The sequence below is a fragment of the bacterium genome, assembly GCA_035380285.1.
GTDB lineage: Bacteria > Auribacterota > Erginobacteria > Erginobacterales > DAOSXE01 > DAOSXE01.
Window position 1 is genome coordinate 13,585 of sequence record DAOSXE010000001.1, and the last position, 15,203, is coordinate 28,787.

At 61.9% G+C, this 15,203-nt stretch carries 14 protein-coding genes; 13 read left to right on the forward strand and 1 reads right to left on the reverse strand.

The genetic code is table 11. From position 1 onward, the window contains the following. The first annotated feature begins 34 nt into the window (after window positions 1-34). The 8 genes from PLZ73_00070 (at window position 35) to PLZ73_00105 (ending at window position 8,851) form a co-directional block, all read left to right on the forward strand. The gene (locus PLZ73_00070) at window positions 35-1,339 is read left to right on the forward strand and encodes a UDP-glucose/GDP-mannose dehydrogenase family protein (GenBank protein HOO76269.1); all 1,305 of its coding nucleotides are present in this window, start codon (window positions 35-37) and stop codon (window positions 1,337-1,339) included. Between the two features lie 4 nt (window positions 1,340-1,343). Beyond that, complete coding sequence (locus tag PLZ73_00075) at window positions 1,344-2,327, forward strand: NAD-dependent epimerase/dehydratase family protein (protein ID HOO76270.1); 984 nt, start codon at window positions 1,344-1,346, stop codon at window positions 2,325-2,327. Then, window positions 2,308-3,408 carry a DegT/DnrJ/EryC1/StrS family aminotransferase gene (locus PLZ73_00080; protein ID HOO76271.1) on the forward strand — a complete coding sequence of 367 codons (1,101 nt, stop codon included), beginning with the start codon at window positions 2,308-2,310 and terminating at the stop codon, window positions 3,406-3,408. The genes PLZ73_00075 and PLZ73_00080 overlap by 20 nt, the downstream gene beginning before the upstream one ends. Further along, entirely contained in the window at window positions 3,408-4,121 is a 714-nt protein-coding gene (locus PLZ73_00085) for a uracil-DNA glycosylase (protein ID HOO76272.1), read from the forward strand. The genes PLZ73_00080 and PLZ73_00085 overlap by 1 nt, the downstream gene beginning before the upstream one ends. 75 nt (window positions 4,122-4,196) lie before the next feature. Next, window positions 4,197-6,440, forward strand: coding sequence for a primosomal protein N' (priA, locus tag PLZ73_00090; GenBank protein HOO76273.1), 2,244 nt, complete (start codon window positions 4,197-4,199; stop codon window positions 6,438-6,440). A gap of 509 nt (window positions 6,441-6,949) precedes the next feature. Next, window positions 6,950-7,831 carry a hypothetical protein gene (locus tag PLZ73_00095; GenBank protein ID HOO76274.1) on the forward strand — a complete coding sequence of 294 codons (882 nt, stop codon included), beginning with the start codon at window positions 6,950-6,952 and terminating at the stop codon, window positions 7,829-7,831. Window positions 7,832-7,840: 9 nt separating this feature from the next. Further along, window positions 7,841-8,320, forward strand: a complete 480-nt coding sequence (locus tag PLZ73_00100) for a hypothetical protein (GenBank protein HOO76275.1) — start codon at window positions 7,841-7,843, stop codon at window positions 8,318-8,320. Window positions 8,321-8,458: 138 nt separating this feature from the next. Further along, on the forward strand, window positions 8,459-8,851 hold the full coding sequence (locus PLZ73_00105; GenBank protein ID HOO76276.1) for a hypothetical protein: 393 nt from the start codon (window positions 8,459-8,461) through the stop codon (window positions 8,849-8,851). A 27-nt stretch (window positions 8,852-8,878) separates the two neighbouring features. On the opposite strand, the gene PLZ73_00110 is transcribed toward PLZ73_00105, so the two are convergent. Further along, complete coding sequence (locus tag PLZ73_00110) at window positions 8,879-9,301, reverse strand: cytidine deaminase (GenBank protein ID HOO76277.1); 423 nt, start codon at window positions 9,299-9,301, stop codon at window positions 8,879-8,881. A gap of 318 nt (window positions 9,302-9,619) precedes the next feature. Between PLZ73_00110 and dnaK the strand changes: the two genes are divergently transcribed. The 5 genes from dnaK (at window position 9,620) to PLZ73_00135 (ending at window position 15,188) form a co-directional block, all read left to right on the forward strand. After that, window positions 9,620-11,554, forward strand: coding sequence for a molecular chaperone DnaK (gene dnaK / locus PLZ73_00115; protein HOO76278.1), 1,935 nt, complete (start codon window positions 9,620-9,622; stop codon window positions 11,552-11,554). Between the two features lie 72 nt (window positions 11,555-11,626). After that, window positions 11,627-11,914, forward strand: coding sequence for a co-chaperone GroES (locus PLZ73_00120; GenBank protein HOO76279.1), 288 nt, complete (start codon window positions 11,627-11,629; stop codon window positions 11,912-11,914). Window positions 11,915-11,946: 32 nt separating this feature from the next. Continuing rightward, window positions 11,947-13,581: a chaperonin GroEL gene (gene groL / locus PLZ73_00125; GenBank protein ID HOO76280.1), complete on the forward strand. Its 1,635-nt coding sequence runs from the start codon at window positions 11,947-11,949 to the stop codon at window positions 13,579-13,581. 129 nt (window positions 13,582-13,710) lie between these two features. Further along, a complete protein-coding gene (locus tag PLZ73_00130; GenBank protein HOO76281.1) occupies window positions 13,711-14,439 on the forward strand; it encodes a ComF family protein in 729 nt (242 codons plus the stop codon). Continuing rightward, entirely contained in the window at window positions 14,436-15,188 is a 753-nt protein-coding gene (locus PLZ73_00135) for a pseudouridine synthase (protein HOO76282.1), read from the forward strand. The genes PLZ73_00130 and PLZ73_00135 overlap by 4 nt, the downstream gene beginning before the upstream one ends. The last annotated feature ends 15 nt before the right edge of the window (window positions 15,189-15,203 follow it).

Below are 15,203 nucleotides of genomic sequence, written 5' to 3' on the forward strand. Positions count from 1 at the left end.
ACGATGATCGGGTAATACCTTCGAAGGAGGACGGATGAAAGTCTGCATTATCGGAACCGGGTACGTCGGTCTGGTCACCGGCGCCTGTTTGGCTGAATTGGGAAACGACGTCATCTGCGTGGACAACGACGAGAGCAAGATCGATATGCTCAACCGAAGCGCCATCCCCATCTACGAACCCGGTCTCAGGGAGATGGTGAACAACGCTCGGGAAGCGGGGAGGTTGACGTTCACCACCTCGATTCAGGACGGGGTCAGGGCCGCCACCGTCATCTTCATCGCGGTTTCGACCCCTCCGAAAGCGGACGGCTCGGCCGACCTCTCGGCGGTGGCCAACGTCGCCCGGACCGTGGCCGAGAACCTGAACGGGTACAAGGTGGTCGTCGACAAAAGCACGGTCCCGGTCAAAACCGGGGAGAAGGTCGCCGAAACCATCAAGCGCTACAGCGACCCCGAGGCCGAGTTCGACGTCGTATCCAACCCCGAGTTTCTCCGGGAAGGTTCCGCGATCTACGACACGCTCAACCCCGACCGGATCGTCATCGGAACCTCCAGCCGCCGCGCCGCCGATATTCTCATCGAACTCTACAAGCCCCTGGAAGCGCCGGTCATCGTCACCGACATCAACAGCGCGGAGCTGATCAAACACGCCGCCAACTCCTTCCTCGCCACCAAGATTTCTTTCGCCAACGCTCTGGCCAGGATCTGCGACCTCTCCGGCGCCAATGTCATGGAGGTCACGCGCGGGGTCGGTCTGGACAACCGCGTGGGCGAGAAGTTTCTCAACGCCGGCGTCGGCTACGGCGGGTCCTGTTTCCCCAAGGACGTTTCGGCGTTTATCGCCATTTCGGAAGAGTTGGGCTACAGCTTCGACCTTCTCAAGGAGGTTGAAAAGATCAACCAGGCTCAGACAGAGTATTTTCTGGACAAGGTCCGCAAGACTCTGTGGGTCCTGGAGGGAAAATGCATCGGGGTGCTGGGGCTGGCTTTCAAGCCCAACACCGACGACATGCGCAACGCGCCCGCCGTCCCGGTCATTAAAGCTCTTCTGGAAGAGGGCGCGAGGGTTAAGGCTTACGATCCCAAGGGGATGGAGAAAGCCCGCGAATATCTCCCGGACATCGAGTACTGCCCGAGCCCCTACGCCGTCGCCGAGGGCTGCGAGGCGTTGCTCGTCCTGACCGAATGGAACGAGTTCAAGGAAATGGATCTGGAGCGGCTCAAGGGTCTTCTCACCCATCCCACCATCATCGACGGCCGCAATATTTACGACCCGCAGAAGATGGCTCAGGCCGGATATACGTACGTCAGCATCGGACGTCCTCCCCGGGAAGGATGAGCCGGTGAACGTCCTGGTAACCGGCGGCGCCGGGTTCATCGGCTCCCACTTGGCCGAAGCCCTGGTCGCGGCGGGGCACCGGGTAAGGGTTCTGGACAACCTCTCCACCGGTTCCCTCGAAAACCTCTCCGGTGTCCGCTCCGCTCTTGATTTCCGGGAAGGCGACGTCCTCGATCCCGCCTCTGCCGCCGCCGCGGTCGAAGGCGTCGACGCGGTTCTGCACCAGGCCGCGCTACCCTCCGTCCCCCGCTCTTTCTCCGCTCCGGTGGAGACGACGGCCGTCAACTGCGGAGGGACCCTGAGCATGCTCGAAGCGTCCCGGCGTGCCGGCGTGTCCCGTTTCGTCTTCGCCTCCAGCTCCTCCGTCTACGGGGACGCCCCGGTCGCGGTCAAGGACGAGAGCCTGGAGCCGGCGCCGATAAGTCCCTATGCCGTCAGCAAGCTCAGCGGAGAAATATTCTGCCGCATCTACCGCAAGACGTATGGGATGGCGACGGTGGCCCTGCGTTACTTCAATATCTTCGGCCCCCGCCAGGATCCGGCCTCCCAGTATTCCGCCGTCATTCCCAAGTTCATCGCCGCCGTCAGGGAAGGGGAAAAGCCGTCGATTTACGGCGACGGTACCCAGTCGCGGGATTTCACCTTCGTCGAAAACGTGGTCGCCGCCAATCTGGCGGCCTTGAACGCTCCCGAAGAGGTGTGGGGAAGCGCCTGCAACATCGCCTGCGGGAACGAGGTCTCCCTTCTGGAGTTGCTCGACGAGCTTGGGAATCTGGCCGGGCGCCCCATCGATTTTCGCTTCGAGCCGCCCCGTCCCGGCGATGTTCTTCATTCCCGGGCCGATATCGGGCGCGCCCGCCGGCTCTTGGGGTACGTCCCCGCGGTAGAATTTAAGGAAGGCCTGCGCCGGACCTGGGATTTTTTCTCCCGGGGTGATTTCGGTCGAACCCTTGTTCAAGGAGATGACGATGAGTGTTCCCTTGCTTGATCTACAGGCTCAGTACCGGGAATACCGGGACTCGCTCGAGCCCGTCGTTCTGGAAGTGCTTCGCAGCGGGCGCTATATCAAAGGCCCTAAAGTCGACGAACTCGAAAAGGAACTGGCGGACTATTGCGGAACTTCCCGCGCCGTGGGCTGCGCTTCCGGGACCGACGCCATTCTTCTGGCCCTTATGGCCCTCGGCGTCGGGCCCGGTGACGAGGTTATCACCACCCCGTACACCTTCTTCGCCACCGGGGGGTGCATATCCCGCCTCGGAGCGAAGCCGGTCTTTATCGACATCGACCCCAGGACGTATAACCTGAACCCGGAATTGATCGAGCCCGCCGTGACTTCACGGACCAGGGCGATCATACCCGTGCACCTCTACGGGCAGTGCGCCGACATGGATCCGATCTTGGATACGGCCTCCCGTCACGGTATTCCGGTGATCGAGGATGCCGCCCAGGCGATCGGCGCCCGCTATCGGGGCCGTCGGGCCGGCTCCATGGGGGTGATGGGTTGTTTCAGTTTTTTCCCTTCCAAGAACCTGGGGTGCTGCGGGGACGGAGGCGTGATCACAACCGACGACGCCGGATTGGCGGAACGACTCGTCATCCTTCGCGAGCACGGCGCTCAGCCCAAATACTACCATCGGGTCATCGGCATCAACAGCAGGCTGGACGCCCTGCAGGCCGCGATCGTCCTGGTCAAGCTGCCCTACCTGGAGGCATGGCACGAAGGACGACGCCGCAATGCCGCATATTACGACCGGGAACTTGCCGGCCTTCCTTTGACGACCCCCTTCATTCTTCCCGGTTGCGAAAGCATCTATAACCAGTATGTCATCCGGACCGGGAAGCGCGACGCTCTGAAAAGCTTCCTCAAAGACCGGGGTATCGGCACCGAGATTTATTATCCGGTTCCGCTTCACCTCCAGGACTGTTATTCCGATCTGGGGTACGGGGAGCGATCTCTTCCCGAGGCCGAACGTGCCGCGGAAGAGACGCTGGCTCTTCCCATCTACCCGCAGCTCGTTCCGGAACAGCTGGACGAAGTCGTGAACGCGATCCGGGAATTTTTCGCCTGATGATCCCGCCCGGCGACAATCCGGTCAGGATTGCCCGGGACGCAAAAGCGTTTTTGCTGCAACTCGAGGAAGAGGGTCTGGAATGGGTGCCGAGTCGGCGCCGGGAGTCCTCCCGGCGCCGCAGCCGCAAGCTTGCTACCCCCTCTCTCCGGGACCGTTACCTGGAACTGCGCGACCGGGCCCGGGCCTGCGCCTCCTGTCGTTTGAGCGAAACCCGCCGGAACGTGGTTTTCGGCGAAGGAAAGATGGGGGAGGGGGTCTTCATTATCGGAGAAGGTCCAGGCGCCACGGAGGACGCGACCGGCCGGCCGTTCGTCGGCCGCGCCGGCGCGCTTCTGGACAAGATGCTGGCCGCCGTGGGGCTTTCCCGCCGGGACGTGTACATCACCAACATCGTCAAATGCCGCCCCCCGGGGAACCGCGACCCCAACCCTGATGAAATCATCGCCTGCTGGCCCCTGCTGGAAGCGCAGCTGGACCTGCTCCGGCCCCGGGTCGTCCTCGCCCTCGGCGCCCCGGCCGCCCGCACCCTTCTCGACACCAAGCGCGGTATCGGCAGCCTGCGGGGCCGTTTCCACGACTTCAACGGGATTCCCCTCCTGCCGATCTACCACCCCGCCTATATACTCCGCAGTTATACCGTGGAAAATCGGCGCAAGGTCATGGACGACCTCGAGCTGCTGCGGGCCTTTCTCGACAAACCGCGGGATTGATTTTTCTCCGGGCGCCCCGGGCTCCGGAGGGCGGATATACCCGCGCGGGCGGATGGGTTACAATCTTCGGAGAAGATGACGAAGACGGGCGCAGACAACCGTGATGACTCCCTGTTGGCGGACGTGTATCTGCCCCTGGGGCGCGGTCTGATCCTGACGTACCGGGTCCCTTCCGGCCGTGAAGGCCGGGCCGCGGTCGGCCGGGCCGTGGCCGCGGGGATCGGGCGCAGGGAATCCGGGGGATTTATCGTCGACCTTCGCCGGGGTATTCCGGAAACCGGGGCGCGGGATCTGATCGAAATCTCCGATGAAGCCGCGGTTTTCTCCAGGGATACGGTGACCCTGGCGAAACTGGTTTCCGAGTATTATCTCTGTTCGGTCCCCCGCGCCCTGGGAACCATGCTCCCCTCCTCCATCCGCCGCGGCCGCCGCTCTTCCACGGTGGCCGTGGCGGTCCCGGCGGTAAGCCGGGAGGAAGCCCTGGAAGCGGCGTTGAACCTGGAGGCCAGGGCTCCCCGTCAGGCGGCCGTGCTGCGGCGTTTGGCCGAATCCGGCGAAGCTTTGCCGGCCCCGGCCCTGCTGGAAGCCGCCGGAGGGGGATACGGAGCGCTCAAAGCCCTGGAAAAGAAAGGATTGATCCGGCTCGAAGCCCGGGAAAAAGATGATCCTTCCCCCAGCGAGCCGGTTCCGACCCGGCCCCTGCCCCTGACCGAGGAACAGACCGCCGCCTTCTCCGAGATCGAGGCGGCCCTCGCCGCCGACCGGTTCCGGGTTTTCCTTCTCCATGGGATCACGGGTTCGGGGAAAACCGAAATCTATCTTCAGGCCATCGGCCGCGTTCTCGCCCGGGGGCGCCGGGCCATGATCTTAGTCCCCGAAATATCGCTGACCCCCCAGACCGGCGAGCGGTTCCGCGCCCGGTTCGGGGAGGGGGTAGCGATCATGCACTCGGGGCTTTCGGACGGCGAGCGCCGCCGGCAGTGGCTTCGGGCCTGCCGGGGCGACGCCCGGATCGTTCTCGGACCTCGGTCGGCCGTGTTCGCCCCCCTCCCCGATCTTGGTCTGATCGTGGTCGACGAAGAACATGAAACTTCCTACAAACAGTCCGATGCCTCTCCTTACTACCACGCCCGCGACGTCGCCGTCCTCAGGGCCAAGGTGGCCGGGATTCCGGTCGTTCTGGGGTCGGCGACGCCGTCCCTGGAGAGCTACTACCGGGCCCGCGAAGGCACGTACCGGCTTCTCCGGCTGCGGACGCGCCCCTTGGAGAGCACTCTGCCGCGGGTAAGAATCGTGGACATGCGCCGGGAGAGGGAAGGGCGCCGTGGCGGCGGCCCTTTTTCCGACGGGCTTCTCCAGGCCATGGCCGCCTGTCTGAGCGAAGCGGGACAGTGCATCATCTTCATCAACCGGCGGGGGTACGACACCGCCGTGGTCTGCCGCGCCTGCGGACACGTCATCCGCTGTCGCCATTGTTCCGTAGCCTTGATCCACCACCGGCAGCGGCGGCGCCTGATCTGTCACCTCTGCGGTTTTTCGATCGTCCCGCCCGCCGTCTGCCCCCAGTGCGGCGCCGCCGACCTGGCCATGAAAGGGTTGGGAACGGAACGGGTGGAGGACCAGCTCGGGCGCTATTTCAAGGGAATCCCGGTGGAACGCATGGACACCGACACCGTCGGGGCTCGGGGCTCGCACCGGGAATACCTGGAACGTTTCCGCCGCGGAAAGACCAGGATATTGGTGGGCACCCAGATGATCGCCAAAGGGCTGGATTATCCCGGGGTGACTCTGGTCGGCGTGGTCTTCGCCGATACCGGTTTGAATTTGGCGGATTTCCGCGCTTCCGAATATACTTTTCAGCTTCTGACCCAGGTCGCGGGCCGCTCGGGCCGCCGGGAACGGCCGGGGGAAGTCGTCATCCAAACCTATGCCCCCTATCACCCGGCCCTTCTCGCCGCCGCCCGCCAGGATTATGAAGGGTTTTACGAGAAGGAGATCCGGTTCCGCGGAGAACTGGGATTCCCCCCGTTCACCCGCCTCGTCAGCCTCATGGTCCTTTCGCGCAATCCGAACCGCGCTCTGGTTCTGGCGGAGCGCGTAGCCGAACTGCTCCGGCCCCGGCTGCCCGGGGAAGTGGAGATGCTGGGGCCCTCTCCTCCGCCGATCGAGCGCGTGCGGGGCCGTTACCGCATCCAGCTTCTGCTGAAAACCCGGGAGATCCTCCCCGTCAATCGCGTGGTCGCGGAAGTGCTGAAGGACATCGAAGCGCCCCGGGACGTCCGGATCGAGGTCGACGTCGACCCCGTCTCCATGCTGTGAGGAGAGGGATTCAGGGGAGGGAAACTATTCGCCATGCATGCATGGATGGAAGCAGAGAGCAGAGAGTAGGGAGCAGAGAGGGTCCCAGAAAAAAAACCGGTCCCCTTAGGGTTCAGGGTTCGGGGTTCAGGAAGGGAGGAAGTCCACAGATGTACACAGATAGGGAAAGGTTTGTGGAGGAACAGAGGGCATGGGATATTTGAGGTCATTGCGAGGCCCCGAAGGGGACGAAACAATCTCTTCGGCATAGAAACGTGGGTGGATCGCTTCGCTCCGCTCGCAATGACAGAGGCAACGGTATCATTATCATTATGGACTGATTACTAATCAGGGAGTACCGGAGTGGGTTTGAGAACATCATTTTCCCTTGTCAGAAAATGATCGAGTTCTATTTCGACGTGGAGACATGTCCGGTTGGTCGCAGTCCCGCTTAAATTCTTGTTGCCGGGGAACGGGGCTGCTAAACTCAAAAACAAACGGTTCCCCTAGCGGAAATTGCCGAACAAACGATGGATTCCCAGCATAAACGCCGGAGGTGGCCCCGCCTCGGTTCCGGAACGGTTCCGGCCCTCCTGGCGTTTGTCCTCCTGTCTCTGCCCTCCGCCGTACCCGGCGCCTATGTCTCCGTGCCAAGCCTCAAACGCGTGTTGGAACTGGAGGGCGAGGCCCGTTCGTTCTGGTTCACGGTGCTGAGCGACGACCGGGAGTTTTCCCGGGAGGTCCTGAAAAATCTGGAGGACGTCTTCGCCCGGGTTCGGGGCGACCTCAACATCACCCGCCGGTTGGGGAAAAAATGCCTGGTTCTGGTCTGGAACGACCGGGAAGAATTCGTCAAGGGGGTGGTCGCCAGGATGGGGATCTGGGACGGCGCGAGCAGCAAGGCTTTCTACGCCGCTTCCTGCGAAGGGGGGCCCCACCTCATCTGCATGTACCGGGCCGACGATCTCTTCACCGAAATCCTCCCCCACGAGTTGACCCATCTGATTCTCGCCATCGCCCTGGACCCGTCCGGGTCGCGGCCGATCCCGCTCTGGCTCAACGAGGGGCTGGCCGAATGCCAAACCGCCCAGCCCTTGGCGGAACGGGCCGCGGCCATCCGAACCGCCAAGGAAGAAGGAAACTATATCCCGATCCGGGAGCTAGTGAGGTTCAACGGCTACCCCGACGACTTCGACCGTTGCCGGCTCTTTTATGAGGAATCCGCCGCCCTGGTGAAGTTCCTGCTGGAAGAGGAGACCTATCCCGGGGAGTTCTTCGAATTGGCCAAGCGACTTACGTTTTGGGGAGGGGATTTTTTGAGCGTTTTCAACAAGCTCTACAACCGCCGGTACACCAGCTTCGATATTTTGGAGGAATCGTTCGGCCGCTTCATCGACGTCAATGCGGATTAGGAGGAAGGCATGAGGATTTTATTTGCGGCCGTCGTGCCCGCGCTTCTGCTTATCCCGTCGGGAACGACGGCCGACACCCCTCCTCTTTCGAGAAGGGGAAAACTCTTCGAGATCAAGAGCTTCAAGAAAGTCGATTACGACGAGGGCCGGGGAGCCCTGCAGTTGGAGTTCAGGATAGTGGGGAGGGAGACCTATAACGATCTGGACGTGCAGATCTATCTTTTCGACCGGAAAAAACGCCGGATCAGGGGCGGGGTTCAGGACGTCTATCTGGCGGAAGAAGCGCGGTTCGGAACCAAAAAGTACGCCCGGGAAGCGGGAACCGGGAAAAAGTACCAAGTATCTGGATATCTCCCGGGGGAGACATATACCTTTCTTTACGTGTTGGACAGCGAATATGCGTTCGCGGTAGCCGAAGTCGGCAACGACGACGAAAAGGTCTACGATATCGTCCCCTTCGGGAGGATCGAGGATTTCATCAGGCAATGATGGAGGCGGTTTTGCTTCGCGCAATCTTCTTATGCCGACATCGAGGAAGTGCCGGGTTCTCCGCGGGTTATTCCCGTCCGGCGGTTCTTACCCGGACGGGGCTCCCCCCCGGTTCCGGAGGAAGTCCCGCGTACGCTCATGAATGCGGTTCGAATCCATAAGCATTTGATGATTCTGGAAGGAGCCGGATTCGGTTTTCTTATCGTCTGCGTTTGGCTGAACGAGCTGTTCGATCTCCCCCACCTTCTCTTCAACCAGGCTCCCACGCCCGTCAATATCGTCGAAAGCGTTTCGGAATCCGTCGTCGTTCTGCTCCTGGGAGCGTTTATGATCGGGGCAACCGGCGTTCTCCTGAAGCGCATCCGCTACCTCGAAGGTTTCCTGCCGGTCTGTTCTTTCTGCAAGAAGGTACGGATCGATGGGCGCTGGATTCCCCTCGACGAGTACGTCGCGCACAATTCCGAGGCCAAAATCTCCCACGGTCTCTGCCCGGATTGCAAAGAACGCTACTACGGCCGCTCTCCGGGGTAGACGAAGCCGGTCTAGTCCGGGCCGGGGTCAGGCGGTTTCGGGGTCGATCCCCAGACTACGGGAGGAGAAAATCTCCGGATAAAGTTCTCCCAGCGTGGATTCCCTGGATTCTCCGGCGGTATTGGCGGCCACCACGATCAGATCTTCGGCGCAGAACTCCGCCAGGGTCTGTCGGCAGAGCGCACAGGGAAACGCGGGAGGATCGGCGTCCGTCACCACCGCCAGGGCCTTGAACCGGCGAGCCCCGTCGGCCACGGCCGTCGTCAGCGCGCAGCCTTCGGCGTGAACGGTATTGGTCAAAGCGGCGTTTTCGACGTTGCAACCGGCGTATATTTTGCCGTTTTCCCCCAGGAGAGCCGCTCCCACCCGATAACCGGAGTAAGGGGCGTAGGCATGCTCCTTCGCCCGCACCGCCGCGTCTATCAACAACGAAGTATCGATGTGGTCCATGATCGTTCCTCCCTGTTTCCGTTCGGCGCTCCACCATATCCGGTCTTGACGGCGAAGGCAATACCGTTTCCGGGGCGTCCGCTATGGTTCAATCGGTAACACTTACTGGCTTTATCGATGATGTTGAGTCCATATGACACAGTCCGGGAGCAAGCGCGCCGACGCCTCGGAATGCATAACTATAAAAAGGGCAGATAGTAACAAATGAATCAATCAGGTTGAAACTATTGGCATAATCCTTGCTCAAAGTGGATGGTTGAATACAAACAACGACGCCCGCGCTCCAGGGCTCGGGTGCCGGCAGCTAAGGAGTTACTTATGGCAAAGGTACTGGGAATAGACTTGGGGACCACGAACTCGTGTATGGCGGTAATGGAGGGGAAAGAACCGAAGGTCATTCCGAACGCCGAAGGCAACCGGACCACGCCTTCGGTAGTGGCGTTCACCAAAAGCGGAGAACGTTTGGTGGGCCAACCGGCCAAACGCCAGGCCGTGACCAACCCCGACAATACCATCTTTTCCATCAAGCGGTTCATGGGTAGGCGCTACAACGAGGTCAGCAGCGAAATCGCCCTGGTCCCCTACAAGGTGATCGAGGCTTCCAACGGCGACGCCCGAGTCGAAATCAACGGGAAGGTGTATTCCCCGCCCGAAATTTCCGCGATGATCCTGCAGAAGCTCAAGGCCGACGCCGAATCTTACCTGGGCGAGAAGGTCACGCAGGCGGTTATCACCGTTCCCGCTTATTTCAACGATTCACAGCGGCAGGCCACCAAGGATGCGGGCAAAATCGCGGGCCTGGAAGTGTTGAGAATCGTCAACGAACCCACCGCAGCGGCGCTGGCCTACGGTCTGGAGAAGAAAAAAGACGAAAAAGTCGCGGTCTTCGATTTGGGAGGGGGAACGTTCGATATTTCCATCCTCGAGATCGGCGAAGGCGTCTTCGAAGTCCTGTCCACCAACGGAGACACCCACCTGGGCGGCGATGATTTCGACCAGCGGCTGATCGACTGGATCGCGGAGGAGTTCAAGAAGGACCAGGGAATCGATCTGACGCAGGATCCCATGGCGCTCCAGCGTCTGAAGGAAGCGGCCGAGAAGGCCAAGATCGAGCTTTCCTCGGCGATGGAGACCGAGGTCAATCTTCCCTTCATCACCGCCGACGCCAGCGGCCCCAAGCATCTTTCCCTCAAACTGACCCGGGCCAAATTCGAGCAGCTGGTGGACGATCTGATCGAACGGACCCGCAAACCCTGCGAGAACGCCCTGGCCGATGCCGGCCTTAAGCCTGCGGACATCAACGAGGTCATTCTGGTCGGGGGCATGACCCGGGTTCCCAAAGTACAGGAAGTGGTCAAGGGGATCTTCGGGAAAGAACCCCATAAGGGAGTGAACCCCGACGAAGTGGTCGCCATCGGCGCCGCCATCCAGGGTGGGATTCTTCAGGGGGAAGTCAAGGACGTGCTGTTGCTCGACGTTACGCCGCTTTCTCTGGGCATCGAAACCCTGGGCGGCGTCATGACCAAACTGATCGAGCGCAACACCACCATCCCCACCAAGAAATCGGAAATCTTCTCGACCGCCGCCGATAATCAGACCCAGGTCGAAATCCATGTCCTCCAGGGAGAGCGGGAAATGGCGCGGGACAACCGCACCATCGGGAAATTCCATCTGACCGGGATCCCGCCCGCGCCCCGGGGGGTTCCCCAGGTCGAGGTCGCCTTCGACATCGACGCCAACGGGATTCTCAACGTGTCGGCCAAGGACTTGGGGACCGGCAAGGAACAGAACATCACCATCACCGCTTCCAGCGGGCTTTCCGACAATGAAGTGGAGAAGATGGTGCGGGAAGCCAAGGACCACGCCGGAGAAGACAAGAAGAAGCGGGAGGAGATCGACATCAAGAACCAGGCGGACGCCTCGATCTACCAGACCGAAAAACTGCTCAAGGAAAACGCCGACAAGATCGACGCCGACTCCAAGGCCAAAATCGAGGCGGCCATCGAGCGGGTGAAGGAGGCGGTCAAGCGGAACGACATGGATGAGATGAAAGCCGCCACCGAAGCCCTCTCCCAGTCCTGGCACAGCGCCAGCGAACAGATGTACAAGCAGGCCACGGCCTCCCAGGGAGGGAGCGGACCTTCGGCCGATGCCGGCCCCCAGGCCCCGCCTCCGGGCGGCGCGGGGGCTCCCGGCGAAGGGGAAGTCATCGACGCCGAGTTCGAGGTCGAGGACGAAGATCGGAACAAGTAAGGTTAACCCGGCCCCGGGAAACAAACCGGGGCCGCGCGATCAATGGCAACACAACCCAGGAAAGGAGGAAACATGAAAATCAAGCCTCTGGGTGAGAACATCCTCGTCGAACCGATCGAGGAGAAGGAAGTAATCAAGGGCGGCATCGTTATCCCGGATACGGCCAAGGAGAAGCCTCAGGAAGCGAAGGTCATAGCCTTGGGAACCGGCAAGAAAGACGATGACGGCAAGGCGATCCCCTTCGAGATGAAGGTCGGCGACACGGTTCTCACCACCAAATACGGGGGAACCGAGATCAAGTACGACGACAAGACCTACAAGATCGTCAGCGCCGGCGACGTTCTGGCGATTGTCGGTTAATCGATCAACCATCAATTTCAAGGAGTGAACAGATGACAGCCAAACAGTTGAAGTTCGACTCCGCCGCCCGTCAGGCTATCCTGTCCGGGGTGGAGCAACTGAGTCAGGCGGTCAAGGTGACGCTGGGACCGAAAGGCCGCAACGTCGTTCTTGATCGGAAGTTCGGATCGCCGACCGTCACCAAGGACGGAGTTTCGGTCGCCAAGGAAATCGAGCTGGAGGATCCGTTCCAGAACATGGGCGCCCAGCTGGTGCGGGAAGTCGCTTCCAAGACCAGCGACGACGCCGGCGACGGCACCACCACCGCCACCATCCTCGCCGAGGTTATCTACCGCGAAGGGCTGAAAAGCGTGACCGCCGGTTCCAACCCCATGGCGATCAAGCGCGGGGTGGAAAAAGCCGTCGAAGCCGTGGTGGAGAAACTGCAGGATATCAGCAAGGAAGTCAGCGACAGCAAGCAGATCACCGCCGTCGCCACCATATCCTCGAACAACGACGTCACCATCGGCCGCAAGATCGCCGAAGCCATGGACAAGGTCGGCAAGGACGGGACCATCACCGTCGAGGAAGCCAAGGGCATCGAGACCTACCTGAAGGTGGTCGAGGGGATGCAGTTCGACAAGGGCTACCTCTCTCCTTACTTCATTACCGACGCCGAAAACATGGAAGCCGTCCTCGAGGACTGCCTGATTCTCATCCATGAGAAGAAAATCTCCAGCCTCAAGGATATGCTGCCCCTGCTGGAAAAGGTGGCCCAGAGCGGCCGCTCCTTCCTGATCGTGGCGGAGGACATCGAGGGCGAAGCCCTGGCCACCCTGGTGGTGAACAAGATCCGCGGAACCTTGAAGGTCTGCGCGGTCAAGGCTCCCGGTTTCGGCGACCGCCGCAAAGCCATGATGGAAGATATCGCCATTCTCACCGGCGGCAAGATGATTTCCGAAGACCTCGGGATCAAGCTGGAAAACGTGGGAATCAACGATCTGGGCCAGGCCAAACGGGTGGTGGTGGAAAAAGAGAACACCACCATCATCGAGGGCTTGGGCTCGTCGTCCGACATCCAGGGCCGGGTCAATCAGATCCGGAAACAGATCGAGGACACCACCAGCGACTACGATCGGGAAAAACTCCAGGAACGGCTGGCCAAACTGGCCGGCGGAGTGGCGGTCATCAACGTCGGGGCGGCTACCGAGACCGAGATGAAGGAAAAGAAAGCCCGGGTCGAGGACGCCCTCCACGCCACCCGGGCCGCGGTCGAGGAAGGGATCGTTCCCGGCGGCGGAGTGGCCCTGCTGCGCTGCATCGAGGCACTGGAAAAGGTCAAGGTTTCCGGGGACGAGAAGATCGGGGTCAAGCTGATCCGCAGGTCCCTGGAAGAACCCGCCCGCCAGTTGGCCATCAATGCCGGGCAGGAGGGTTCCATCGTGGTCGAGAAAGTCAAAAACTCGACCGACGTCAACTTCGGCTACAACGCCGGGACCGACCGTTACGAGGACCTGATGGCGGCGGGGGTGATCGACCCTACCAAAGTCACCCGTACGGCCCTGCAGAACGCCTCGAGTATCGCCAGCCTGATGCTGACGACCGAGTGTCTGGTAACCGAAATCCCGGAGGAAGAAAAGCCGATGATGCCCCCCGGGGGCATGGGCGGAATGGGCGGCATGATGTAATTTCCGCTCATTCGGAGCATGAAACGGGACGGCGCCCGCGGGCGCCGTCCCGTTTTGCTTCGGGCCTCGTTTCGACAACCGCTTGGCGTGTCGTCTCTCCCCCGGTATAATCGCTTCCGGAGGATTTCGATGAATCCGTCGGACGTATTGAAACGCGCCGGGGTTCTGTTGTACCCCCGGGAGTGCGCGAGTTGCGGCGCCGATCTGGAGTGGGACAACGGGGACTACCTCTGTTCCGCCTGCCGGGGAGAGGTGGAGGAAATCGCGCCTCCGCTCTGCCGCGTCTGCGGGCTTCCCGTGCCGGGAGATGCCCGGGTCGAGGTCCTCTGCCGGGATTGCCGGGGAACGAGGCGACCGTTTCGGCGGGCCCGCTCCGTTCTGTATTATCGCGGCGCCGTCCAGGCCTGGGTCAAAGCTTTCAAGTATCGTCCGGCCCTCTGGCTCGGTCCGGCTTTGAGTCGGACGCTGGCAAACGGGTTCCGGCGTTTTTACGAGGCCGGGAGCGTCGACGTCGTCGTCCCGGTGCCTCTTTTCCGGCGGAGGGAGAAGGAACGGGGTTTCAACCAAGCCCGGGTTCTGGCCGCCGCCCTGGCCCGCGACCTGAAAGTGCCGGTCGCGGCCCGGGCCCTGGTCCGGCGCCGGGATACCGCTACCCAGGCCCTGTTGCCGCGCTCCTCCCGGCCGGGAAACGTCCGGGGTGCCTTCGCGGTCCGCCGTTCCCGAGCGGTCCGGGGGCGCCGGGTTCTTTTGATCGACGACGTCATGACCACCGGCGCCACCCTTTCGGAGTGTGCCGGGGTCCTGGCGGCGGCCGGCGCCGCGCAAGTGGACGTGCTGACCCTGGCCCGGGCGGTATGAAGAACCGAAGCGAAAACGGGAGCATTCGTCTCCAGACCTACCTGGCCCGGGCCGGGATCTCTTCCCGCCGCCGTTCGGAAGAGCTCATCCTCGCGGGCCGGGTGGCGGTCAACGGCGCCGTCGCCGCCCGCCTGGGCACGCGCATCGTTCCGGGGCGCGACCGGGTTACGGTGAACGGGAAAGAGACGGCTCCGGAGGGGAAACGCTATATTGTCCTCAATAAGCCGGCGGGCTACATTTGTTCTCTGGCCGACGGGCACGGGCGTCCGCTGGTGACCGAACTTCTCGGTTCCGTTCCCGAAAGAATTTTTCCGGTCGGCCGGCTCGATCTCGATTCCGAAGGGTTGCTGCTGCTGACCAACGACGGCGCCTTCTGCCACCTCATGACCCACCCGCGCCATCGGGTGGAAAAAACGTATCGGGTCTCTCTGGCCCGCGCGGCGGACCCCCTCCAGGTGGAGCGGCTGCGGGGGGGCGTCGATATCGGGGACGGTCGCCCCCCCGCCGCGGCGAAGGTCCGTCGCCTCGGGCCCCGGAAGCTGGAAATCGTCATCGGAGAAGGCCGGAAGCGCCAGGTCCGGAGAATGGTGGAAGCGGTCGGGAACCGGGTCGAAGTTCTGAAAAGGACGTCCGTCGGCCCCCTCCGTTTGGAACGACTCCGCCCGGGCGGCTGGAGGGACCTGACCCGCGGGGAAATCGAAAGTCTTGAACGCTGCGCCGGCGCGATCGCGTCCGGAAAAAACGAATAGGGAAGGGAGGATTGG